This window comes from Psychroflexus sp. MES1-P1E (genome assembly GCF_002836055.1).
Taxonomy (GTDB): domain Bacteria; phylum Bacteroidota; class Bacteroidia; order Flavobacteriales; family Flavobacteriaceae; genus Psychroflexus.
In genome coordinates this window covers 52,844-73,008 of record NZ_PJBS01000351.1, presented here as the reverse complement: position 1 = coordinate 73,008, position 20,165 = coordinate 52,844, and the positions used below count along the sequence as shown (strand labels likewise).

The 20,165-nt window shown below is 36.8% G+C and carries 17 protein-coding genes; 9 read left to right on the top strand and 8 right to left on the bottom strand.

Features of this window, described 5'->3' with window-relative positions; translation table 11 throughout:
- The first annotated feature begins 1 nt into the window (after position 1).
- The 4 genes from CXF67_RS17675 to CXF67_RS17660 all read left to right on the top strand — a co-directional run bounded on the left by CXF67_RS17675 (position 2) and on the right by CXF67_RS17660 (position 4,298).
- Complete coding sequence (locus tag CXF67_RS17675; RefSeq protein WP_257984753.1) at positions 2 to 1,027, top strand: LacI family DNA-binding transcriptional regulator; 1,026 nt, start codon at positions 2 to 4, stop codon at positions 1,025 to 1,027.
- 592 nt (positions 1,028 to 1,619) lie between these two features.
- Positions 1,620 to 3,422 (top strand): GNAT family N-acyltransferase, encoded by a 1,803-nt coding sequence (locus CXF67_RS17670; RefSeq protein WP_102089959.1) that lies wholly within the window; start codon positions 1,620 to 1,622, stop codon positions 3,420 to 3,422.
- A gap of 10 nt (positions 3,423 to 3,432) precedes the next feature.
- Complete coding sequence (locus CXF67_RS17665) at positions 3,433 to 3,828, top strand: HIT family protein (RefSeq protein ID WP_102089958.1); 396 nt, start codon at positions 3,433 to 3,435, stop codon at positions 3,826 to 3,828.
- Positions 3,828 to 4,298 (top strand): CYTH domain-containing protein, encoded by a 471-nt coding sequence (locus tag CXF67_RS17660; protein WP_102089957.1) that lies wholly within the window; start codon positions 3,828 to 3,830, stop codon positions 4,296 to 4,298. Before CXF67_RS17665 ends, CXF67_RS17660 begins: the two co-directional genes overlap by 1 nt.
- A 68-nt stretch (positions 4,299 to 4,366) precedes the next feature.
- Here CXF67_RS17660 and CXF67_RS17655 read toward each other — a convergent pair whose 3' ends face one another.
- The 7 genes from CXF67_RS17655 to panC form a co-directional block, all read right to left on the bottom strand.
- Positions 4,367 to 4,753 carry a TraR/DksA family transcriptional regulator gene (locus CXF67_RS17655; RefSeq protein ID WP_102089956.1) on the bottom strand — a complete coding sequence of 129 codons (387 nt, stop codon included), beginning with the start codon at positions 4,751 to 4,753 and terminating at the stop codon, positions 4,367 to 4,369.
- A 1-nt stretch (position 4,754) separates the two neighbouring features.
- A complete protein-coding gene (gene ileS, locus CXF67_RS17650; RefSeq protein ID WP_102089955.1) occupies positions 4,755 to 8,162 on the bottom strand; it encodes an isoleucine--tRNA ligase in 3,408 nt (1,135 codons plus the stop codon).
- A gap of 266 nt (positions 8,163 to 8,428) precedes the next feature.
- The gene (gene radA, locus CXF67_RS17645; protein WP_102089954.1) at positions 8,429 to 9,790 is read right to left on the bottom strand and encodes a DNA repair protein RadA; all 1,362 of its coding nucleotides are present in this window, start codon (positions 9,788 to 9,790) and stop codon (positions 8,429 to 8,431) included.
- A gap of 4 nt (positions 9,791 to 9,794) precedes the next feature.
- On the bottom strand, positions 9,795 to 10,940 hold the full coding sequence (locus CXF67_RS17640) for an alpha/beta hydrolase (protein ID WP_102089953.1): 1,146 nt from the start codon (positions 10,938 to 10,940) through the stop codon (positions 9,795 to 9,797).
- Positions 10,941 to 10,972: 32 nt separating this feature from the next.
- Positions 10,973 to 11,935, bottom strand: a complete 963-nt coding sequence (locus CXF67_RS17635; RefSeq protein ID WP_102089952.1) for a lysylphosphatidylglycerol synthase transmembrane domain-containing protein — start codon at positions 11,933 to 11,935, stop codon at positions 10,973 to 10,975.
- Positions 11,936 to 11,940: 5 nt separating this feature from the next.
- Positions 11,941 to 12,288, bottom strand: coding sequence for an aspartate 1-decarboxylase (panD, locus tag CXF67_RS17630; RefSeq protein ID WP_102089951.1), 348 nt, complete (start codon positions 12,286 to 12,288; stop codon positions 11,941 to 11,943).
- 7 nt (positions 12,289 to 12,295) lie between these two features.
- Positions 12,296 to 13,138 carry a pantoate--beta-alanine ligase gene (gene panC / locus CXF67_RS17625; RefSeq protein WP_102089950.1) on the bottom strand — a complete coding sequence of 281 codons (843 nt, stop codon included), beginning with the start codon at positions 13,136 to 13,138 and terminating at the stop codon, positions 12,296 to 12,298.
- A 109-nt stretch (positions 13,139 to 13,247) separates the two neighbouring features.
- On the opposite strand from panC, the gene CXF67_RS17620 reads away from it, so the two are divergent.
- The 5 genes from CXF67_RS17620 (at position 13,248) to CXF67_RS17600 (ending at position 19,415) form a co-directional block, all read left to right on the top strand.
- Positions 13,248 to 14,069: a glycogen/starch synthase gene (locus tag CXF67_RS17620; protein WP_015024027.1), complete on the top strand. Its 822-nt coding sequence runs from the start codon at positions 13,248 to 13,250 to the stop codon at positions 14,067 to 14,069.
- Positions 14,053 to 15,636, top strand: a complete 1,584-nt coding sequence (locus tag CXF67_RS17615; protein ID WP_257984752.1) for a BamH family beta-barrel-assembly machinery protein — start codon at positions 14,053 to 14,055, stop codon at positions 15,634 to 15,636. The genes CXF67_RS17620 and CXF67_RS17615 overlap by 17 nt, the downstream gene beginning before the upstream one ends.
- Positions 15,637 to 15,646: 10 nt before the next feature.
- Positions 15,647 to 17,494 (top strand): glutamine--fructose-6-phosphate transaminase (isomerizing), encoded by a 1,848-nt coding sequence (gene glmS, locus CXF67_RS17610; protein ID WP_102089949.1) that lies wholly within the window; start codon positions 15,647 to 15,649, stop codon positions 17,492 to 17,494.
- A gap of 120 nt (positions 17,495 to 17,614) precedes the next feature.
- Complete coding sequence (gene atpD, locus CXF67_RS17605) at positions 17,615 to 19,123, top strand: F0F1 ATP synthase subunit beta (RefSeq protein WP_102089948.1); 1,509 nt, start codon at positions 17,615 to 17,617, stop codon at positions 19,121 to 19,123.
- Positions 19,124 to 19,139: 16 nt separating this feature from the next.
- A complete protein-coding gene (locus CXF67_RS17600; RefSeq protein WP_102089947.1) occupies positions 19,140 to 19,415 on the top strand; it encodes a F0F1 ATP synthase subunit delta/epsilon in 276 nt (91 codons plus the stop codon).
- A gap of 73 nt (positions 19,416 to 19,488) precedes the next feature.
- Here CXF67_RS17600 and CXF67_RS17595 read toward each other — a convergent pair whose 3' ends face one another.
- Entirely contained in the window at positions 19,489 to 20,142 is a 654-nt protein-coding gene (locus CXF67_RS17595) for a 3-oxoacid CoA-transferase subunit B (RefSeq protein ID WP_102089946.1), read from the bottom strand.
- Positions 20,143 to 20,165 lie beyond the last annotated feature (23 nt).

Genomic DNA, 20,165 nt, shown 5'->3' with positions numbered 1-20,165 from the left:
TTTGATAATATTAACTTTATGCTATTCTGCTATGATCACTCTAAAGGAACTTGCTAAGCAACTAAATGTCTCTGTCTCTACCGTGTCCAAAGCACTTCATGATGCTAAAGATATCAGTGAAGGCACCAAAAAGCGTATCAAAGAAGCTGCGCAACTTTATAATTATAGACCCAATAAAACGGCTCTTGCACTTAAAGTTAATAAAACTAACACGATAGGGGTGATTATACCCGATATCTTAAACCCTTTTTTTGCTCAAGTACTTCATGGCATTGAAGACTATGCAACAGAACACAACTACGATACCATTGTTTGCGTAAGCCATGATCAGTTGAAAAAAGAAGCGCAAAGCCTTGATTTATTGATGCAAGGACGAGTGGATGGGTTTATTCTTTCCTTATCTTCAGAAAGTCTAGCTCAGGATGATTTTCTACACATAGATCAAATTGCACTAAATAAGAAAGGATTAGTTTTGTTTGATCGAACTACAGATCAAGTTGACTGCGACAAGGTCGTTATCGATGATAAGAAATCGGTTTATGATGCCACACGAATTTTAATCTCTAAAGGTAAAACCAAAATTGCTTTTGTAAGTAATATCGAGGATCTAAACTTAGGTCAGCTGAGGAAAGAGGGCTATGAAAATGCTCTCAGTGACCATGGTATAGAAGTCAACTATAGCTTAAGTTTAAATCTAACGGGATCTTCAAACCCTCATGGTCTTATTAAAGCCTTTCTGTCTATGCAGGAGATCGATGGTGTCATTTCAGCAGATAATACCTCTTCCCTAATGTTTAAGAGTATTTTAAAATCAGAAAGGCCTGATACCAATTCTGAAATCCCGCTGATTGGATTTTCAGATGAGAAAAACTCACTTTTGAGCTATCCAAGAATTGATTATATAGATCAAAATGCAATGAAAATTGGATCTAAAGCTGCTGAATTACTCATTAATAGACTGGAGTCTAAAGACCTTACCTCGAAGTCTATTACTTTTGAAATGCCTACTGAAATACATCTTTATTAAGGGCTTAACTTTTTTGTTTTTCAGTTTAAATCAAAATTATTTTAAATGAAAATCATTAAAGACTTTGCCATCAAAGTGAATATGTTCGACATGGCCATTGGCATTATCACAGAAATGGCTTTTAGCAAGAATGTTAGCTCTTTGTAAATGATTTGGTTATACTAATTTTAGGAGTGTTGTTAGGTAAAGTCAACGTCAAGGAGTTAAGTGTTATATTAAGATAGGAAATACAACAGGATGAACTGATGTTGCATCTAGCACTAAAATCATCTTACGGTAATTTCAGCCAAACCTTTACAGATTATTTAATCATCACTTTATGTGTCTTAGTAGTGATTAAGGTCTTTAATAGATAACGCCAATTTATTTACACGACATTATAAATTAAATTTGGTAAGAAAACAAAATCTGATGATCAAACCGTTACTGCTGAAATTACTCCAGAAAACATTAAACTTCTAGCGGAAATACGAGATCTGTTGAAGGAACAAAATAAGCTTTAGAAATATTACTTATCAATGATTTATAAAGTAAAACAATCCTAAACGAATTATTAATCTTTAGTATCTTTACTTTTTAAATCAATACATCTATGGGTTTTATCACTGCGAGTGAAATTGCAAAAGGTCTCAATTTATCCAAATTTGGGATACTTGGCAATGTAATGGGGAACTTCATTATGCAGACGACTAGGATTTCAGAACTCAATGAAATTTATGATCAATACGCCCATTTGAAGGGGCTTGAATTTATAGATGCTGTTCTTCTGCATCTCGATGTAGAGTTTGAAATTCCTGAAAAAGACCTCAAGCGCATTCCTAAAATAGGACCTTTTGTTACGATTTCTAATCATCCTTTAGGTGCGGTAGATGGCTTAATACTTATTAAGTTATTTTTAGAACGCCGTCCTGACTTTAAGGTAGTCGCTAATTTTTTGCTCCATCGGTTACTGCCTTTAAAGCCCTATATCATGCCAGTAAACCCATTTGAAACTAGAAAGGAGGTCAAGTCGAGCCTTTCTGGATTAAAGCAAGCCCTAGCTCACATAAAGTCGGGAAGTCCTTTTGGGGTCTTTCCTGCAGGAGAAGTATCGACCTATCAGGAAGGGCGAAGGGTGGTTGATAAGCCTTGGTCTGACGAGGCGATTAAGTTGATTAAAAAAGTAGAAGTCCCTGTGATTCCAGTATATTTTCACGCTAGGAATTCCGCTTCATTTTATCGTTTATCCAAGCTGAATGACGCGCTCAGAACAGCAAAGCTCCCCAGCGAAATGCTTAATCAAGGACATAGACCTATTCGTATAAGGATAGGAAATCCAATTTCGGTAGCAGATCAAAATGATTTACCAGATTTGAATGATTACTCAAGTTTTTTAAGGCAAAAAACCTATTTCCTAGCAAATTCATTCGAAAAGAAATCGCTATTGGAAAATCTCCCTAAGCAGATTATATTTCCTATAAAGCGACAACCAAAGACCATTGCTAACGAAATAGCTTGTGAAGCTCTAGAAAGAGAAGTACAAGCCTGTAGAGAGGAGTCAAAACGGCTTTTGGTTAGTAATAATTATGAGGTTTTTATTTCAGAGCGTAACTACATCCCAAATATAGTCTTAGAAATTGGTAGGTTAAGGGAAATTACCTTTAGGTCAGTGGGGGAGGGAACTAATAAATCGGTAGACCTAGATCGTTACGATGATTTTTATCAGCATATGTTTTTGTGGGATAATCAAGCCAAGAAATTAGCGGGAGCTTATAGAATGGGTCTAGGAAAGGATATCTATAAAAAACATGGAATTGATGGTTTTTACCTCAATGAGCTCTTCAGATTTGAACCCGAATTATATAAAATGTTGAGCGAGTCTATAGAAATGGGTCGTGCGTTTATAACCGATGAGTATCAAAAAAAGCCAATGCCTCTTTTCTTACTCTGGAAAGGAATTGTGCACTGTACGTTGAGGTATCCAGAGCATAAATACCTTATTGGCGGAGTGAGTATCAGTAATAAATTCTCTAACTTTTCAAAATCAATGATGATTGAATTTATGAAATCCAATTATTACGATCCCTATGTGGCTCAATTTGTAAGACCCAAAAAAGAGTTTAAAGTCAAGCTAAAAGATGCTGACAAAGATTTTATTTTTGATTCCACTAAAGCTAATTTAAATAAATTTGATAAAATTATAGATGAAATTGAACCAGGTAACCTTAGGCTTCCAGTTCTCATCAAAAAGTATATTAAGCAAAATGCTAAAGTTGTTGCTTTTAATGTCGATCCACTATTCAATAATTCTGTAGACGGGCTAATGTATATTCTTATAGAAGATATCCCTGAAAGCACCGTAAAGCCAGTTATGGAAGAATTTCAGGCCGAATTGGAACAGCGTAACTCTAATTAAACCGAAACCTATGCCAACATTATTTTCTAAAATTATTTCAGGAGATATACCGTCCTACAAAGTAGCAGAAAACGATGACTTTATCGCTTTTTTGGATATAAACCCTAATGCTAAAGGCCATACACTTTGCGTCCCAAAGAAGGAAGTTAATAAGATTTTTGATCTAGACGATAAGAGCTATTTAAGTCTAATGGCCTTCTCCAAGAAAGTAGCTCATGGGCTTGAGTCCGTTGTAAATTGCAAACGAATTGGTATGGCTGTAGTTGGTCTTGAAGTCCCACACGTCCATGTTCACCTTATTCCGTTACAAACGATGGATGACATGCGTTTTGAAAAGAAAGTGTCTTTAACAGAAGATGAGTTTAAAGAGCTAGCCAAATCGATTGGAGAAAAAATAACTATTTAATGCAAGAGATAGAACGTAAATTTCTAGTCCATTCCGATGTTTATAAGCGAGAAGCTTTTAAAAGTTCAAGAATTGCACAGGGCTTTCTCAATTCTGAAAAGTCCAGAACAGTTAGGGTTCGTACTACTGATAAAAAAGGTTTCTTGACGGTCAAGGGGCTAAGCTCAGCTTCCGGATTATCTAGATTTGAGTGGGAAACTGAAGTTCCTTATGAAGAGGCTAAAGCCCTACTTAAATTATGCGAGCCCAGTCAAATTGAAAAGAGGCGCTATTACGTAAATGTGGGAAAGCACATTTATGAAGTCGACGAATTTTATGGAGAAAACCAAGGATTAACAGTCGCTGAAGTTGAACTCTCTACAGAGGATGAAACTTTTGAGACGCCTGATTGGTTAGCCAAAGAGGTTACTGGTGAGGTCAAGTATTTCAACTCAATGCTTTCTAAAACTCCCTACAAACAGTGGACATAAAAAACTACTTGAAAAGGGAGGTTTTTATGTCCAGTCTTGATAGGTTAGGACTGTGAGTTCTAAACTTATTATTGTTTGTTTTTAGCCTCTATGCTCAAGGTGGCGTGCGGGACTAATATCAAACGTTCTTTACGAATCAATTTGCCAGTCACACGGCAGATTCCATATGTCCTATTTTCAATACGGATTAGAGCATTTTTCAAATCACGAATAAATTTACCTTGGCGAATAGCCAATTGAGAATTAGCCTCTTTATTTAAGGTGTTACTCCCGTCGTCAAACGATTTAAAGGTTGGAGCGGTATCTTCTGTGTCGTTGTTGCTTCCGTTCTTGTAAGCATCTTCGTATAACTGTAGTTGCTTTTGAGCTTTTTCTATTTTGTCTAGAATCAGTTTTTTGAATTCTGCTAGGTCGTTATCGGAATAATATTCCTTTTGTTTTCTTTGTTCTGTCATTTTACGTTTGTTTTTCAATAGCCAAAACGGTAACCACATCATCAAATTCTATCGGTATTCCGTTTTCAACTTTCTCTGTTAGATTTATAGTATTGGTTAGGGTTTCTGTTTTTATATAGTCTAAGTTATCGTGAACAGCTTTAGAAAGAAATTTTCCATCTTGAAGTTTGACAACGATTCTATCGGTCACTTCAAGGCCGGAATCTTTCCTTAAGTTTTGAATTCTGTTGACCAGCTCTCTAGCAATTCCCTCATTTATAAGTTCTTCGTTAAGGGTAACATCAAGTGCCACTGTCAATCCATTTCCACTAGCAACCAACCATCCTTCAATGTCTTGAGAAAGGATTTCAACTTCTTCGAGGCTGATCATAGTAGCTTCTCCATTTACCTGTAGCTCAATCACTTTATGGCTTTCAATGTGAGAGATAGCCTTAGCGTCCATCTTTTGGATAGCTTGCGCTACATGTTTCATTTCCTTGCCAAATCGAGGGCCTAATACTTTAAAGTTAGGCTTGACATCTTTCACGAGAATGCCAGAGGTATCATCTATAAACTCTATTGTTTTCACATTAATTTCAGATTTAATAAGCTCAGCCACTTCAGCGATTTGTTCTTTAATATTAGAGTCCAAAACTGGAATCATTATCCTTTTTAAAGGCTGCCTTACTTTAATCATTTCTTTCTTTCGCAAGGATAAAGCAAGCGATGAGATGCTCTGTGCCATCTGCATCTTGTGTTCTAATTCTTTGTCAATATATACAAGATCTTGTTTTGGAAATTCATCTAAATGTACACTCTCTTTGTGATCCCCATGTGTACTTGATGTTAAATCTTTATAGAGTCTGTCTGAAAAGAAAGGGGCAACTGGAGCAGAAAGCTGTGCAATTGTCTTTAAACAGGTAAAAAGGGTTTGGTAGGCTGAGATTTTATCGCTTTTATACTCTCCTTTCCAGAAGCGTCTTCGACTCAATCTCACATACCAGTTACTCATATTTTCTTGAACAAATTCTGAAATTGCTCGTGTGGCTTTTGTAGGTTCGTAACTCGCAAAGAACTCATCAACGGTTTGTATAAGCGTGTTTAATTCTGAAAGTATCCAACGGTCAATTTCAGGCCGCTTTGATAATTCAATTTCCTCTTCTTTGTACTCAAAATGATCCAAATTGGCATACATAGAGAAGAAGGAATAAGTGTTGTAAAGCGTTCCGAAAAATTTACGTTGAACTTCTCCAATCCCATCTAAATCAAACTTCAAATTATCCCATGGGTTAGCATTGGTAATCATATACCAGCGAGTAGCATCTGGGCCATAGGTTTTTAAAGTTTCAAAAGGATCGGCAGCATTCCCTAAACGCTTGGACATTTTTTGACCTTTTTTATCTAAAACCAGTCCGTTGGAAACTACATTTTTATAGGCTACATCATCAAAAATTATAGTAGCAATGGCATGTAAGGTATAAAACCAACCTCGGGTTTGGTCTACACCTTCAGCAATAAAGTCTGCAGATCTCCAAGTGTTTTCGACCTTTTCTTTATTTTCAAAAGGATAATGCCATTGTGCATAAGGCATAGATCCAGAATCGAACCACACATCTATCAGGTCTGCCTCTCTCTTCATAGGGTGTCCAGAAGGAGATACCAAGGTGATTTGATCAACGATGTTTTTATGTAGGTCTACAGTTTCATAATTTTCATCACTGAGGTCGTTGATATCGAACTTTGCAAAAGGATCAGACTCCATGACACCTGCGTCTATAGCTTTTTGAATTTCTTCTTTAAGCTCTTTTATAGACCCAATGATGATTTCTTCTTTGCCTTCTTCAGTCCTCCAAATCGGGAGAGGGATTCCCCAGTATCTAGAGCGAGATAGGTTCCAATCGTTGGCATTTGCCAGCCAGTTCCCAAAACGACCTTCGCCAGTAGAAACCGGTTTCCAGTTGATTGTTTTGTTGAGGTCGTGCATTCTATCTTTAAAGTCAGTTACTTCAATAAACCAAGAATCTAGCGGATAATAAAGAATAGGCTTATCCGTTCTCCAACAATTTGGATAAGAGTGAACATATTTTTCTACTAAAAAGGCTTTATTTTCCTCCTTCATCTGAATGGCAATTTCAACATCTACAGATTTTTCGGGAGCTTCTCCATCCTCGTAGTATTCGTTTTTGACATATTTGCCACTTAGATGACCAACTTCTGGTCGGAATCTTCCTTTCAAATCGACAAGAGGAACCAAGTTGTCATTCTCATCTTTCACCAGCATCCCAGGAACTTCTGGTCGAGCTTGTTTACAAACCATGGCATCATCTGCACCAAAAGTAGGAGCGGTATGAACTATACCTGTCCCATCTTGTGTCGTAACAAAGTCACCCACGATAACTCTAAATGCGTTTTCCGGTGTGTAATAGGGTTGAGCAAATTTCATTAATTGCTCATATCTAGATTCTGCTAGATCTTTTCCTTTTACAGCTTTGGAAATAAAATAAGGGATTTTTTTATCGCCTTCCTTATAGCTTTTAAGTTCTTCTTCTGAGTCGACTTTCAAAAACTTCTTTTTGAAGAGCGAAGAGATAAGCTCTTTGGCAGCTATAATATTGGTGGGTTCGAAAGTGTATTGATTGTAAGATTTCACCACGACATAATCAATCTTTTTTCCTACGGTAAGTGCAGTATTACTTGGCAGCGTCCAAGGTGTTGTGGTCCAAGCTAAGAAATAAATCTCCCCTTCTATATCGTGTAAGTCTTTTGGTAATGTAGATTTAATAGCTTTGAACTGAGCTGTTACCGTTGTGTCGGTAACATCTTGATAGGTTCCTGGCTGATTAAGCTCATGAGAACTTAGTCCAGTCCCTGCTTTAGGTGAGTAAGGCTGTATAGTATAACCTTTGTAAATCAAACCTTTTTTATAAATCTCGGATAATAACCACCATACGGTTTCCATGTATTTGGACTTGTAGGTTACGTATGGATTTTCCATGTCTACCCAATAGCCTATCTTCTTGGTTAAGTCATTCCATACATCGGTGTATCGCATTACAGCTTCCTTACAGGCTTTATTGTAATCTTCTACCGAAATTTTGGTTCCAATATCTTCTTTTGAAATTCCGAGCTCCTTTTCAACTTTAAGTTCTACAGGTAAACCATGGGTATCCCACCCTGCTTTACGTTTAACTTGAAATCCTTTCTGAGTTTTGTATCTGCAAAAAATGTCTTTAATACTTCGAGCCATCACGTGATGTATTCCAGGCATCCCGTTAGCAGATGGTGGGCCCTCAAAGAAAATAAAGGGTTCTGCGCCCTCTCGCTCATCTACACTTTTCTTAAAAATAGCATTATCATCCCAAAAAGTGATGATATCATCTGCGATTCTTGGAAGGTCAAGTCCTTTATACTCAGGAAATTTGTTGCTCATTTTTGCTCGATTTCTAATAACTCGTAAAAATAAGGATTTTATCTAAATGACACTGCTGTAATTGGAAAATCTAAAATGAACTTTATATTAAATTTTTGTGGCGAGGATAAAGCTAAAAACGATGAATTTATATACTTTAAATTGGTGCAAATTTAGTTTGTAATCCCTAGATGCAAGATTAAAGCCTAAAAAAAGTTGAGGGAGGTACATAGGCCTTTAAACTAGCGGCCTTAAATTCTGAAGAAAAAAGCATCCATAAAAAATATTTAAAATAAAACATCGACGACGTCTTCAATTTTAGCGACACGGAGGATATTAATTTTATAATCGGTTTTAGGAAGCTTGCTCTGTTTAGCGATTAATATGGAGGCGAAACCAAGTTTTTCTGCTTCTATAACGCGCTGTTCCACACGAGTTACCGGCCTTATCTCTCCAGCTAATCCGACTTCGGCTGCAAAGCAAATATCTTTTGAAATAGAAATATCTTCATTGGAAGATAAAATAGCAGCGACGACTGCTAAGTCTATGGCGGGGTCGTCTATACTAATACCTCCTGTGATATTCAAAAACACATCTTTGGCTCCTAGTCGAAATCCTGCTCTTTTCTCTAAAACTGCTAAAATCATGTTGAGTCTTTTGAGGTTGTACCCTGTTGCCGAGCGTTGAGGAGTGCCATAAACAGCAGAGCTTACTAGTGCTTGGATTTCAATCATCATAGGCCTCATCCCTTCAAGAGTTGCGGCAATGGCGGTTCCACTTAGGTGAGTTTCAGTTTTTGAAATAAGCAAGTCTGAGGGGTTGGAAACTTCTACCAAACCTCCTGCTTGCATTTCATATATGCCCAACTCGTGGGTGGAGCCAAACCGATTTTTGTGAGCTCTTAGAATTCTGTAGGCGTAGTTTTTGTCTCCCTCAAATTGAAGCACAGTGTCTACCATATGTTCTAAAACCTTGGGTCCTGCAATACTCCCTTCCTTATTGATATGTCCTATCAAAATGACGGGGACATTGGTTTCTTTGGCGTACTTTATAAGTTCGGCGGTACATTCTCTTATTTGAGATACAGTCCCTGGGGAGCTTTCCGCGTAATCTGTATGTAGGGTTTGTATAGAATCTATGATTAAAATTTCTGGCTCTAAAGCTTCTATTTGTGAGAAAATATGTTGGGTTTTGGTCTCAGAAAGAATAAAGCAGTTGGACTCCTGTTTATCGATTCGTTCTGCACGCATTTTAATCTGCTGTTGACTTTCTTCCCCCGAAACATAGAGGACTTTTTGTTTGAAGCTCAAGGATAGCTGGAGCAATAATGTACTTTTACCAACGCCGGGTTCACCTCCTAGTAAAGTGATGCTGCCAGGGACTATTCCCCCTCCTAAAACCCTATTGAATTCTTGATTGGAAGTCGGAATTCTTATTTCTTTTCCAATCTTGATATCATTGATGCGTTGTGGTTTCGAAATCCTTTTTGGGGTACTGGAGGTGAAGGATTTCCAGGTTTTCTCAGGTTTCTTTTCTATCACTTCTTCTACTAGCGTATTCCACTCTTTGCAGGCATTACACTGTCCTTGCCATCTGGCATATTGAGCCCCGCAGGTTTGACATAAATAGGTGGTTTTGGTTTTTGCCATAAAACTAATATCCAAATGTTTGTATGAGTGCATCTGCTTTTCCTAGCAGAACATCACTGTCTAGGTATCCAGCACTTTCTAGGCCATAAGCCCCTTGATACTCCTTGATAGCTCTTTTTGGCTGGCCAGATTTTTCAAAATAACGCCCTTGAAAGTAGTGGTATAAAACAGTATCAGAAACTTCTCTTTTGGCTAGCCTACTCAAGTTTTGGTAATCATCCCACAGTTCTTTTTCCTCTATAGCATCTGCTGTTTTAAGAAAATCAACAATTCTTATTGGGGTCTCTAAAGCATATAGTTCTTGGATTGTAAAATATCTGTCTTCTAAGTAATTTGAAGGAGATGAAGATGTTAGCAATTTAGATTGGTATTCTAAGTCAGAGATTGGTCCATAGGCTTCGAAAATAGAGTTTAGGGCTTTTGGAATCGCATCTGCTACAAAGCTAAAATGATCTTTATTTTTAAAAATTTCAAAGCGATAATTGACGTTAGGATTGTTACAAATTGATAAGTAGGAATCCACGGTGTTAATTTTGTTTTTTAATTCAGGGATATCGTTTTCTGAAGTGGCTAGGTAGTACCAAATCTTATTGTCAATTTTATCTAATTTTCTTTTAAGCCGTTTAGGTAATAATGGGGTAAAGTCTGGACTGAAGTTTATATAACCGCTGAAAAGAGGGTTTTGTTTAAGAAGGAAAAAGTTTGAAAAGTTGGCCATATAGTCCATGCCTGCAATGATAGTAAATGGAGTAGTTCTGTAGTTGTCGTCTAGATATTTTAAAACTTCTAAACTAATAAATTCATAGAAATCTGCTCCTGTGGATGTGGGCAACTCTTCAACTTCGTCTAGAAGTCCATCTTTACGACGGTGTCCAACTTGATTGATTCCTACAACAATGGCTTCTGGAATGATTCCCCAATAACTCAAATAGTCAACATTGCCTGCAAAGGGTTCAAATAAATAATCACCATCCAAGACGATAAGAATAGGATATTCTTTTTCACTTGCGTTATAATTTCTGGGTAATTGAAGTTTGATTTGTCGAGACTCCTTCAAAATAGATGAATTTACATCTATGTATTCAGTTTGCGAAACAACTTTAGAGGGTTTTAATAAAAAGCAAATTAATAGAATTGAAATTAACCTCATAAGTCTTGGTTTAAATCACAAATGTACTAAAATTATCGTCTATTTAATAGGGGTAAAATTATGAAGGAAAGCCCTCCCAAGACAATCACTAGCGCAGTTTGTGTTCCCCACATCACCCATCCAAAGGCTTCTCCTGTGGCGTTGGAAACACCAAAAGTATTGAACGCTATACCTATGGCGATAGGATACAAGCCTATGCCTCCATTGGTGATAGACATTGCAAAGGCTCCAAAGATAAAGGCGACTAAAGTGGCCTGTAATCCTAAATCCTGTGTATCTGGGAATGCGAATTTTAAGACGTAAAACATACCTAAATAGAGTCCCCAGATAAAAAACGTATGCAGTAAAAACTGCTTTTTTTTCTTCATTGAAAACACACTTTTCATTCCTTTAAAGAGCTCTTCAATGAAACTTTTGACTTTTTGGACTAAGGTATTTCCGCTATTTTTTATAATTCTAAAGCCGATGACAAGCATCAAAATCATAGAAACAATAATAATTCCTCCAAAAAAAGGATTTATATTTTGGTTTTTAAAAAAACCAAAAATTTTATCACTTTGAGAGAGGGAGGCTATTCCTACAATAGAAAGCAGCATGATGAGGTCCACGAGCCTTTCGGTAATGATTGTCCCGAAGGTTTTTTCGAACTTTACTTGTTCATAAGAAGCTAAAGTAGCGCCTCTTAAAACTTCTCCAGACCTGGGGATGCCTAAATTAGCCAAATACCCTAGCATTAAGGACAGGAAACAAGTGTAAAACTTTGGAAAGATTTGAACAGGTTCTAGTAGAAACCTCCAGCGATATGCCCTAGACAAATGAGAGGCAATACCCATAACGAAGGATAAACCAACCCATGTGATATCTACATTTCGAATATTAAACCACAATTGACCGAGTTCTTCCGAGGAAAATTTAGACAAGGAAAACCATACAAGAAATAGGCCTAATGCCATTGGGCCAAGTGTTCTTACCCATTTTTTTATGGCTTTTTTCATAAAGGTTATTTCAATAGATTCTTCTCATTAGGGAAAACTAACTTTGGTTGAAATGTTTTCGCTTCTTCCGGAGTCATTATTGCATAAGCCATCAAGATAAGAATATCTCCAGGCGATACTTTTCTAGCAGCAGCACCATTTAAGGTGATTTCACCACTTCCTCTTTCACCAGGTATTGCATAGGTTTCAAGTCGTTCGCCATTAGAATTATTAACAACTTGTATTTTTTCTCCTTCTACTAGGTTAGCAGCATCCATAAGATCTTCATCTATAGTGATACTCCCAATATAATTGAGGTTTGCACCAGTGACAGTCACTCGGTGTATTTTAGATTTAATGAGGTGTATTTGCATGTTAAAATTAGTTAAGAGCCATATTATCTATTAGTCTTACATCGCCAAGGAATGCGGCTATAAATCCTCTGTAGGCTTCTTTTGGTTCTTTGGTTGTTGTTGGGATAAGGTCTTTTGTTTTTACAATCGAAAAGTACTCCAGCTTCAGTGTACTTTGTTGAAACTTCTTATTGACTTCTCTTTCAATGTCTGGAATACTGTAATCATCAAACATACTTTTTGCTTGAGATAAAGCTTCAAAAATCAATTCACCCTCTTTAAGCTGAGTGTCGCTAAGCCTGAAGTTTCGAGAACTTTGTGCAAGACCAAATTCGTTTCTATGTGTTGGGCATCCTATAACCTCGACTTTCTGCCTGGTGATGTTTACCAGTGTTTTGACTGCTATGAGCTGTTGATAGTCTTTTTCACCAAAAAAGGCTTTGTCTGGGCTAACAATAGCGAATAATCTTTTTAAGACACTACCAACACCATCAAAATGACCAGCTCTAAACTCACCTTCCATATGGTCCACAATGCTGCCAAAGTTATAGGACTCAGATTTAAGGCCATCTGTATACACCTCTTCTACATTTGGAGTGAAAACTAGAGTTTTAGAGTTGTGTTTTTTTAAGAAGGCAGCATCTTTTTCTACATGTCTAGGGTATTTTTCCAAATCTGAGGTGTTATTGAATTGCGTTGGATTTACAAAAATACTAACGACGACGACATCACAAAATTTATAAGCAAAGTCGATGAGGGCAAGGTGCCCCTCGTGAAGAGCCCCCATTGTTGGTACTAGCCCAATAGTCTTTTTTTTATTTTTACGAATCTCCAAAGTTTTATGAAGGGATTCTTTTGATTTTATAACCACAAGTAGTGTATCTGTTTAGGATTTGCAATATTAATATTTTAACGGGAATCCACATAAATTTTTGTAAATTTGTCAACTTTTTGACATTAATCCATAATGTAAATATTTTATGAAAGATAAACGCATTTTATACGTTTCATCCGAGGTTGTGCCTTACTTGCCAGAAAACGATATTTCTTCAACTGCTTTTGAAGCTCCAAAATTGATAAACGCCGCTGGTGGTCAAACGCGTATTTTTATGCCAAGGTTTGGTAATATCAATGAGAGGAGGCATCAGCTTCATGAGGTCATCCGTTTGTCTGGAATGAATTTGGTAATCAATGATTTAGATATGCCCCTAATTATAAAGGTGGCTTCTATCCCAAAAGAGAGAATGCAAGTTTATTTTATCGATAATGAAGACTACTTCAAGAGGAAAGCTACGTTTTCTGATGAAGATGGTGAGTTATTTGAAGATAATGATGAGCGTGCAATTTTCTTTGCAAAAGGGGTTATAGAAACCGTAAAGAAATTGAACTGGTCTCCAGATATTATTCACGTTCATGGTTGGATGTCTTCTTTACTTCCTATGTATTTGAGGCATTATTATGGAAATGAGCCTTTATTTTCTGAATCTAAAATTGTGACGTCTATATACAATCAAAGCTTTGATGGTGCGTTAGATGAAGATATGAAAAAGAAAGTTTTGTTTGATGGAATAGAAGATGATGCTATTGCTCATTTGGATAATCCAACTTACAGCAATATACTAAAAGTTGCAATAGACAACTCTGATGGTTTGGTGATTGGAAGCGAGGAAATTTCAGAAGATTTAAAGGCGTATATCGAAAAGCTAGATCTTCCTACTTTGCCTTACATAAAACGAGAAGAAATGTCAAATGCCTATCAAACCTACTACTTGAAAGATATTTTAAATGAAGAAGAAGATTAATTCTATGTATAAAGTTACCTTAAGAAGTTTAGCCTCAGTTTTTGCTCTAGTTTTGTTATTGTCCTGTGAAAATGAATATTCAGAAGTCGGTATAGACTTTATTAATAGTTTAGAAGTCCCTCCTCCTTACGAGTTGGAAAATATAGTTGCTTACAGCGAAAAATATACTTCGATACAAACCAATGGATTTAATGATTACTTTTTAGGAGGTTACGTAGATCCTGTGTTTGGTATTTCAGAGACTAAAATTCTTACACAAGTCAGTTTATCACAAACAAGACCTGATTTTGGAGAAAATCCTACAATAGATTCAGTTGTGTTTACTCTTCCTTTTTTTAGTAGAGAGATAGAATCTGGAATTTATGAATTGGATTCTATTTACGGAGAGGGGAGTTTCAAAATCAATATTTACGAGTCCAATCAATTCCTTAGAGATATAGATCCTGGTGAAAATGGAGAGTTTGAAGAGAATCAAATTTACTATTCAGATCAGGAGAATGAATTCAGTCCAAATATAGAAAATATGCCTTTGGTTACTTCAGATGTAATAAAGCCATCAGATCTAACAAGCAGCGTTATTCTTTTTGAGAAAATAGAAGCAAATGCTGTTGATACTTTAAATCTTTCTCCAAGGATTCGTATTCAAATGCCAATACAGTATTTTCAAGAAAAAATACTAGCTCCTGCTAATTCTCAGTTTTTAGTTAGTAATAACGTGTTTAGAAACTATTTAAGAGGTTTTTTAATTGAGGCGGAGCAACAACAGCCAGTATATTCCATGTCAATGTTCAATCTTGGAAATGCAGATGCGAATATCACGATTTACTATAATAATGAAACTCAGGTTGAAGAAGAGGACGGAACGACCACAACTGACACCCTTTTTAGCCAGTATGCTTTGAATTTTAGTGGAAATAAGTTGAATTTATACGATAACAATTTCAATGTAGATTTGTCTAACCAAAACATAGAAGAAGGAGAAGAAAATATTTATTTGAAAGGAGGAGAGGGCTCTTCTGCAGTGATCGAACTTTTTACAGGGCCAGACACAGATGGTAATGGCGTGTCTGATGAGTTAGATCAATTAAGAGAAAACAGATGGTTGATTAATGAGGCTAACTTGAATCTTTATCTAAACGAAGAGGTAGCACCATCTAGTAAAAATAGAATTAATAGAGTTTTCTTGATAAATTTAGATGATCGAAGAGTTCTTGAAGATTATGGAAGAGATCCTACAGCTAATGATAATCCTAATATATCCAGACAAGTTCATCTAGGCCCTTTAAATATTGATGAAAATGGAGATCGATTTTATAAAATAAGATTAACCTCTTATATCAGCGATGTTTTAAATAACGACTCAACCAATGTGCGACTGGGTCTTTACGTTTCTTCTAACGTCAACCAAACCAATCTGGTAAATACAAGAAATTCTCAATCAGAGGCTTTTGAGTCTGTTCCAAGAAGTATGTTAGAAACTCCTAGAGGTATTGTCATTCATGGTAATAAATCTGCTGTAGAAGCAAAAAAACTCAAATTAAAAATATTTTATACAGAAACTAACTAAATACTATATTATGTGTGGAATTGTAGGTTATATAGGAAAAGAGCAAGCTTACCCTATCATATTAAAAGGTTTAAAGCGTCTTGAGTATAGAGGATATGACAGTGCTGGCATTGCTATTTATGACGGTAATGACCTTAACATTTGTAAAACAAAAGGTAAAGTGGCCGATTTGCAACACAAATGTGATTCTGAAATTGAGCTTAAAGGAACCGTTGGAATAGGCCATACCCGCTGGGCTACGCACGGAGAACCTAATGATGCAAACTCGCATCCTCATTTTTCTAATTCAGGTAAAATAGCGATTATTCATAATGGAATTATTGAAAATTATGAATCTTTAAAAACAGAATTGCAAAATAGGGGTTATACATTTTCATCAGACACAGATACTGAAGTGTTGGTCAATTTGATAGAAGATATCATGATCAATGAGAAAGTAAAGTTAGGTAAAGCAGTGCAGATCGCCCTTAACCAAACCATAGGGGCTTACGCTATAGCTGCTTTTGACAGAACCAAATCCAATGAGATTGTAGTTGCTAGACTGGGTAGCCCTTTAGCTATTGGAGTAGGTGACGACGAATATTATATAGCTTCCGACGCTTCCCCATTTATTGAATATACCAAAAAGGCCATATATCTTGAAGATGGTGAAATGGCTGTTGTGAGATTAGGAAAGAAGGTGAAGGTTAGAAAGATCAAGGATGATTCATTAGTAGATCCTTACGTTCAAAAGCTTCAATTGAATCTCGATCAAATAGAGAAAGCGGGGTACGACCATTTTATGCTGAAGGAAATTTATGAGCAACCTAGCGCCATAAAAGATACCTACAGAGGTAGAATGCTTGCAGATCGTGGAATTATAAGAATGGCTGGTGTTGACGATAACTTAGAAAAATTTTTAAACGCTAAACGAATTATAGTTGTGGCTTGCGGGACCTCTTGGCATGCCGGCTTGGTCTCAGAATATATTTTTGAAGACTTGGCTAGAATCCCATTTGAAGTTGAATATGCATCAGAATTTAGGTATCGTAACCCTGTTATCAATAAAGACGATGTTGTGATTGCAATTTCCCAAAGTGGTGAAACTGCAGATACGATGGCGGCCATCAAATTGGCTAAAGAGAATGGAGCTTTTGTTTTTGGAGTTTGTAATGTAGTAGGATCTTCAATATCTAGAGAAACCCATGCAGGTGCTTATACCCATGCTGGTCCAGAAATAGGCGTAGCTTCGACAAAGGCCTTTACCACTCAAATTACGATTTTGAGTTTAATGGCACTAAAATTAGGAAAAGCTAAAGGGTCAATCTCCAATTCAGATTATCATATGTATTTGAATGAAATGGAGCAAATACCTTCAAAAATAGAGAAAGCTTTACTGTCCAACGATCATATCATGGAAGTTGCTGCTGTTTATAAAAATGCGAAAAATTGCTTATACTTGGGTAGAGGTTATAACTTCCCTGTTGCGCTTGAAGGAGCGCTTAAGCTTAAAGAAATTTCATATATCCATGCAGAAGGTTACCCAGCTGCTGAGATGAAACATGGCCCGATTGCTCTTATAGATGAACATATGCCTGTAGTAGTTATTGCTACTAAAAAAGGGCATTATGAAAAGGTAGTAAGTAATATCCAAGAAATTAAATCTCGTAAGGGTAAAATTATAGCGGTAGTCACTGAAGGGGATACGTCTGTGAAGAACATGGCAGACCACGTTATAGAGGTCCCCGAAACTCTTGAAGCGCTTACTCCTTTGCTAACGACAATTCCTTTGCAACTTTTCTCTTATCATATTGCAGTTATGCTTGGTAAGAACGTCGATCAACCTAGGAATCTTGCAAAATCTGTAACCGTAGAATAGAATCGATCAATTTTTTATAAAAAAGGTTTCAGTCATAAAAGGTTTATTTAAATAATATATATTTGCAAAAATTTTAAATACGTCTTTTTTAGAAAAGTCATCAAATAAAATCCTTAGTTAATGTCTAAAGTTAAAGGTAAAATCACCCAAATTATAGGTCCGGTTATCGATGTAGAATTCGAAAACACTAAAGACTTGCCAAGAATCTACGATTCACTGGAAGTTAAACGTGAAAACAAATCTGACTTAATTCTTGAAGTTCAATCTCATATTGGTGAAAACACTGTGAGAACCATTGCGATGGATTCTGCAGATGGATTAAGCCGTGGAGTGGAAGTCTTGAGTACAGGATATCCCATACAAATGCCAATAGGTAAAGATATCTATGGCCGTTTGTTTAATGTCACAGGAGATGCTATTGATGGATTAGGAGATCTTCCAAAAACTGGAAAAGATGGAATGTCTATTCATAGAGAGGCTCCTAAGTTTGAGGATTTGGCGGTATCTACGGAAGTGCTTTTTACTGGGATTAAAGTTATCGATTTGATCGAACCTTACTCAAAAGGGGGTAAGATTGGATTGTTTGGTGGTGCTGGTGTTGGTAAAACCGTTCTTATTCAAGAATTGATAAACAACATCGCTAAAGGTCACGGTGGTCTTTCTGTATTCGCGGGAGTTGGAGAACGAACAAGAGAAGGAAATGATCTGTTAAGGGAGATGCTTGAATCTGGAATTATCAAATATGGAGATGACTTTATGCACTCTATGGAAGATGGCGGATGGGACTTGAAAAAAGTGGACAAAGCTGGAATGAAAGAATCAAAAGCGACTTTCGTTTTTGGACAAATGAACGAACCTCCTGGAGCTCGTGCTCGTGTGGCTCTATCGGGCTTAACTATAGCAGAATATTTCCGTGATGGTGCAGGGGAGGCACAAGGAAAAGACGTTCTTTTCTTTGTCGATAATATCTTTAGGTTTACCCAAGCAGGTTCAGAAGTGTCTGCATTGCTTGGACGTATGCCCTCTGCCGTTGGTTACCAACCTACCTTAGCGACAGAAATGGGAGCTATGCAAGAGCGTATTACATCGACCAAAAAAGGATCCATTACTTCCGTACAGGCGGTTTATGTTCCTGCAGACGATTTAACCGATCCAGCTCCAGCAACAACATTCTCTCACTTGGACGCTACTACCGTATTATCTAGAAAAATCGCAGAACTTGGAATTTATCCAGCTGTAGATCCATTGGATTCTACCTCGAGAATTTTGACGAGAGATATTCTTGGAGATGACCATTACGACTGCGCACAACAAGTGAAAGAATTACTTCAAAAATATAAGGAATTACAAGATATTATCGCCATTCTAGGGATGGAAGAATTGTCTGAAGAGGATAAGCTCTCTGTGTCTAGGGCACGTCGTGTACAACGATTCCTTTCACAGCCCTTCCATGTGGCTGAGCAATTTACAGGTCTTAAAGGTGTGTTGGTCGATATCAAAGAGACGATCAAAGGATTTAATATGATCATGAATGGTGAATTAGATCATATTCCAGAAGCTGCCTTCAACTTGAAAGGCTCTATTGAAGAGGCGATTGAAGCAGGTGAAAAAATGTTGAACGAAAACTAGTCTGAAACTTAAGCACATGCATTTAGAAATAGTAAGTCCAGAGCAAATTATTCTAAGCGGCGAGGTAAAAACCGTCAGCGTTCCAGGAATCAATGGAGAGTTCCAGATGTTGGATAATCACGCACCCGTGGTTTCTGTCTTAAAAAGTGGATCTATAAAGCTAGACTCTTCTGTAAACTTACCTAAGGGTTTAAAGGATAAGTTTTATCAAGAAAATTCAAAAATGTGTTTTGATATTTCTGGAGGTGTTATTGAATTGAACGATAATAAAGTTGTTATTCTTATAGATTAAATGACTTTGGTTTTATAAAAAAAAAGCGCTAATCTTTAGGTTAGCGCTTTTTAGTTTTTATAAAACAAATAGCCTATAATTCCATTTCAGGAATATCTCCTTCCACGATTAAATCTCCTTCGGTTGCTTTTTGAATAGCCTCTACACTTACTCCAGGAGCTCTTTCCAAAAGTCTGAATTTTTTATTTACAATATCAAGTACCGCCATATTGGTCACTATTTTAGTAACGCATTCAACTCCTGTTAATGGTAAAGAACAGGTCTTTAAAAGCTTAGAGTCTCCAGCTTTATTGGTGTGCATCATGGCAACAATTATTTTTTTTGCAGAGCCTACAAGATCCATAGCGCCGCCCATTCCTTTCACCATTTTACCTGGGATTTTCCAATTGGCTATATTTCCATTTTGAGCGACCTCCATCGCTCCTAAAATGGTTAGGTCAACGTGTTGACCGCGTATCATTCCAAAGCTGAGAGCTGAGTCGAAAAAACTAGCGCTAGGCAATGCCGTAATTGTTTGCTTTCCAGCGTTGATGAGGTCTGCATCTACATCTTCCTCCCTTGGAAAAGGCCCCATTCCCAATATTCCATTTTCGCTTTGGAATTCTAATTCAATGTCGTCTCTTACATAATTGGCTACGAGAGTAGGTATACCAATACCCAGATTTACGTAAAAGCCATCTTGGACTTCTTGGGCAATCCGTTTTGCAATTCCATTTTTATCTAACATAAGTCTTTAGTTTCAAAAGTTGA

Bases quoted from the DNA above. Each gene is read 5' to 3' on its own strand.
- CXF67_RS17670 (WP_102089959.1), top strand. From the start codon at position 1,620: ATGGGTTTTATCACTGCGAGTGAAATTGCAAAAGGTCTCAATTTATCC.
- CXF67_RS17665 (WP_102089958.1), top strand. From the start codon at position 3,433: ATGCCAACATTATTTTCTAAAATTATTTCAGGAGATATACCGTCCTAC.
- CXF67_RS17660 (WP_102089957.1), top strand. From the start codon at position 3,828: ATGCAAGAGATAGAACGTAAATTTCTAGTCCATTCCGATGTTTATAAG.
- CXF67_RS17655 (WP_102089956.1), bottom strand. From the start codon at position 4,753: ATGACAGAACAAAGAAAACAAAAGGAATATTATTCCGATAACGACCTA.
- ileS (WP_102089955.1), bottom strand. From the start codon at position 8,162: ATGAGCAACAAATTTCCTGAGTATAAAGGACTTGACCTTCCAAGAATC.
- radA (WP_102089954.1), bottom strand. From the start codon at position 9,790: ATGGCAAAAACCAAAACCACCTATTTATGTCAAACCTGCGGGGCTCAA.
- CXF67_RS17640 (WP_102089953.1), bottom strand. From the start codon at position 10,940: ATGAGGTTAATTTCAATTCTATTAATTTGCTTTTTATTAAAACCCTCT.
- CXF67_RS17635 (WP_102089952.1), bottom strand. From the start codon at position 11,935: ATGAAAAAAGCCATAAAAAAATGGGTAAGAACACTTGGCCCAATGGCA.
- panD (WP_102089951.1), bottom strand. From the start codon at position 12,288: ATGCAAATACACCTCATTAAATCTAAAATACACCGAGTGACTGTCACT.
- CXF67_RS17620 (WP_015024027.1), top strand. From the start codon at position 13,248: ATGAAAGATAAACGCATTTTATACGTTTCATCCGAGGTTGTGCCTTAC.
- CXF67_RS17615 (WP_257984752.1), top strand. From the start codon at position 14,053: ATGAAGAAGAAGATTAATTCTATGTATAAAGTTACCTTAAGAAGTTTA.
- glmS (WP_102089949.1), top strand. From the start codon at position 15,647: ATGTGTGGAATTGTAGGTTATATAGGAAAAGAGCAAGCTTACCCTATC.
- atpD (WP_102089948.1), top strand. From the start codon at position 17,615: ATGTCTAAAGTTAAAGGTAAAATCACCCAAATTATAGGTCCGGTTATC.
- CXF67_RS17600 (WP_102089947.1), top strand. From the start codon at position 19,140: ATGCATTTAGAAATAGTAAGTCCAGAGCAAATTATTCTAAGCGGCGAG.
- CXF67_RS17595 (WP_102089946.1), bottom strand. From the start codon at position 20,142: ATGTTAGATAAAAATGGAATTGCAAAACGGATTGCCCAAGAAGTCCAA.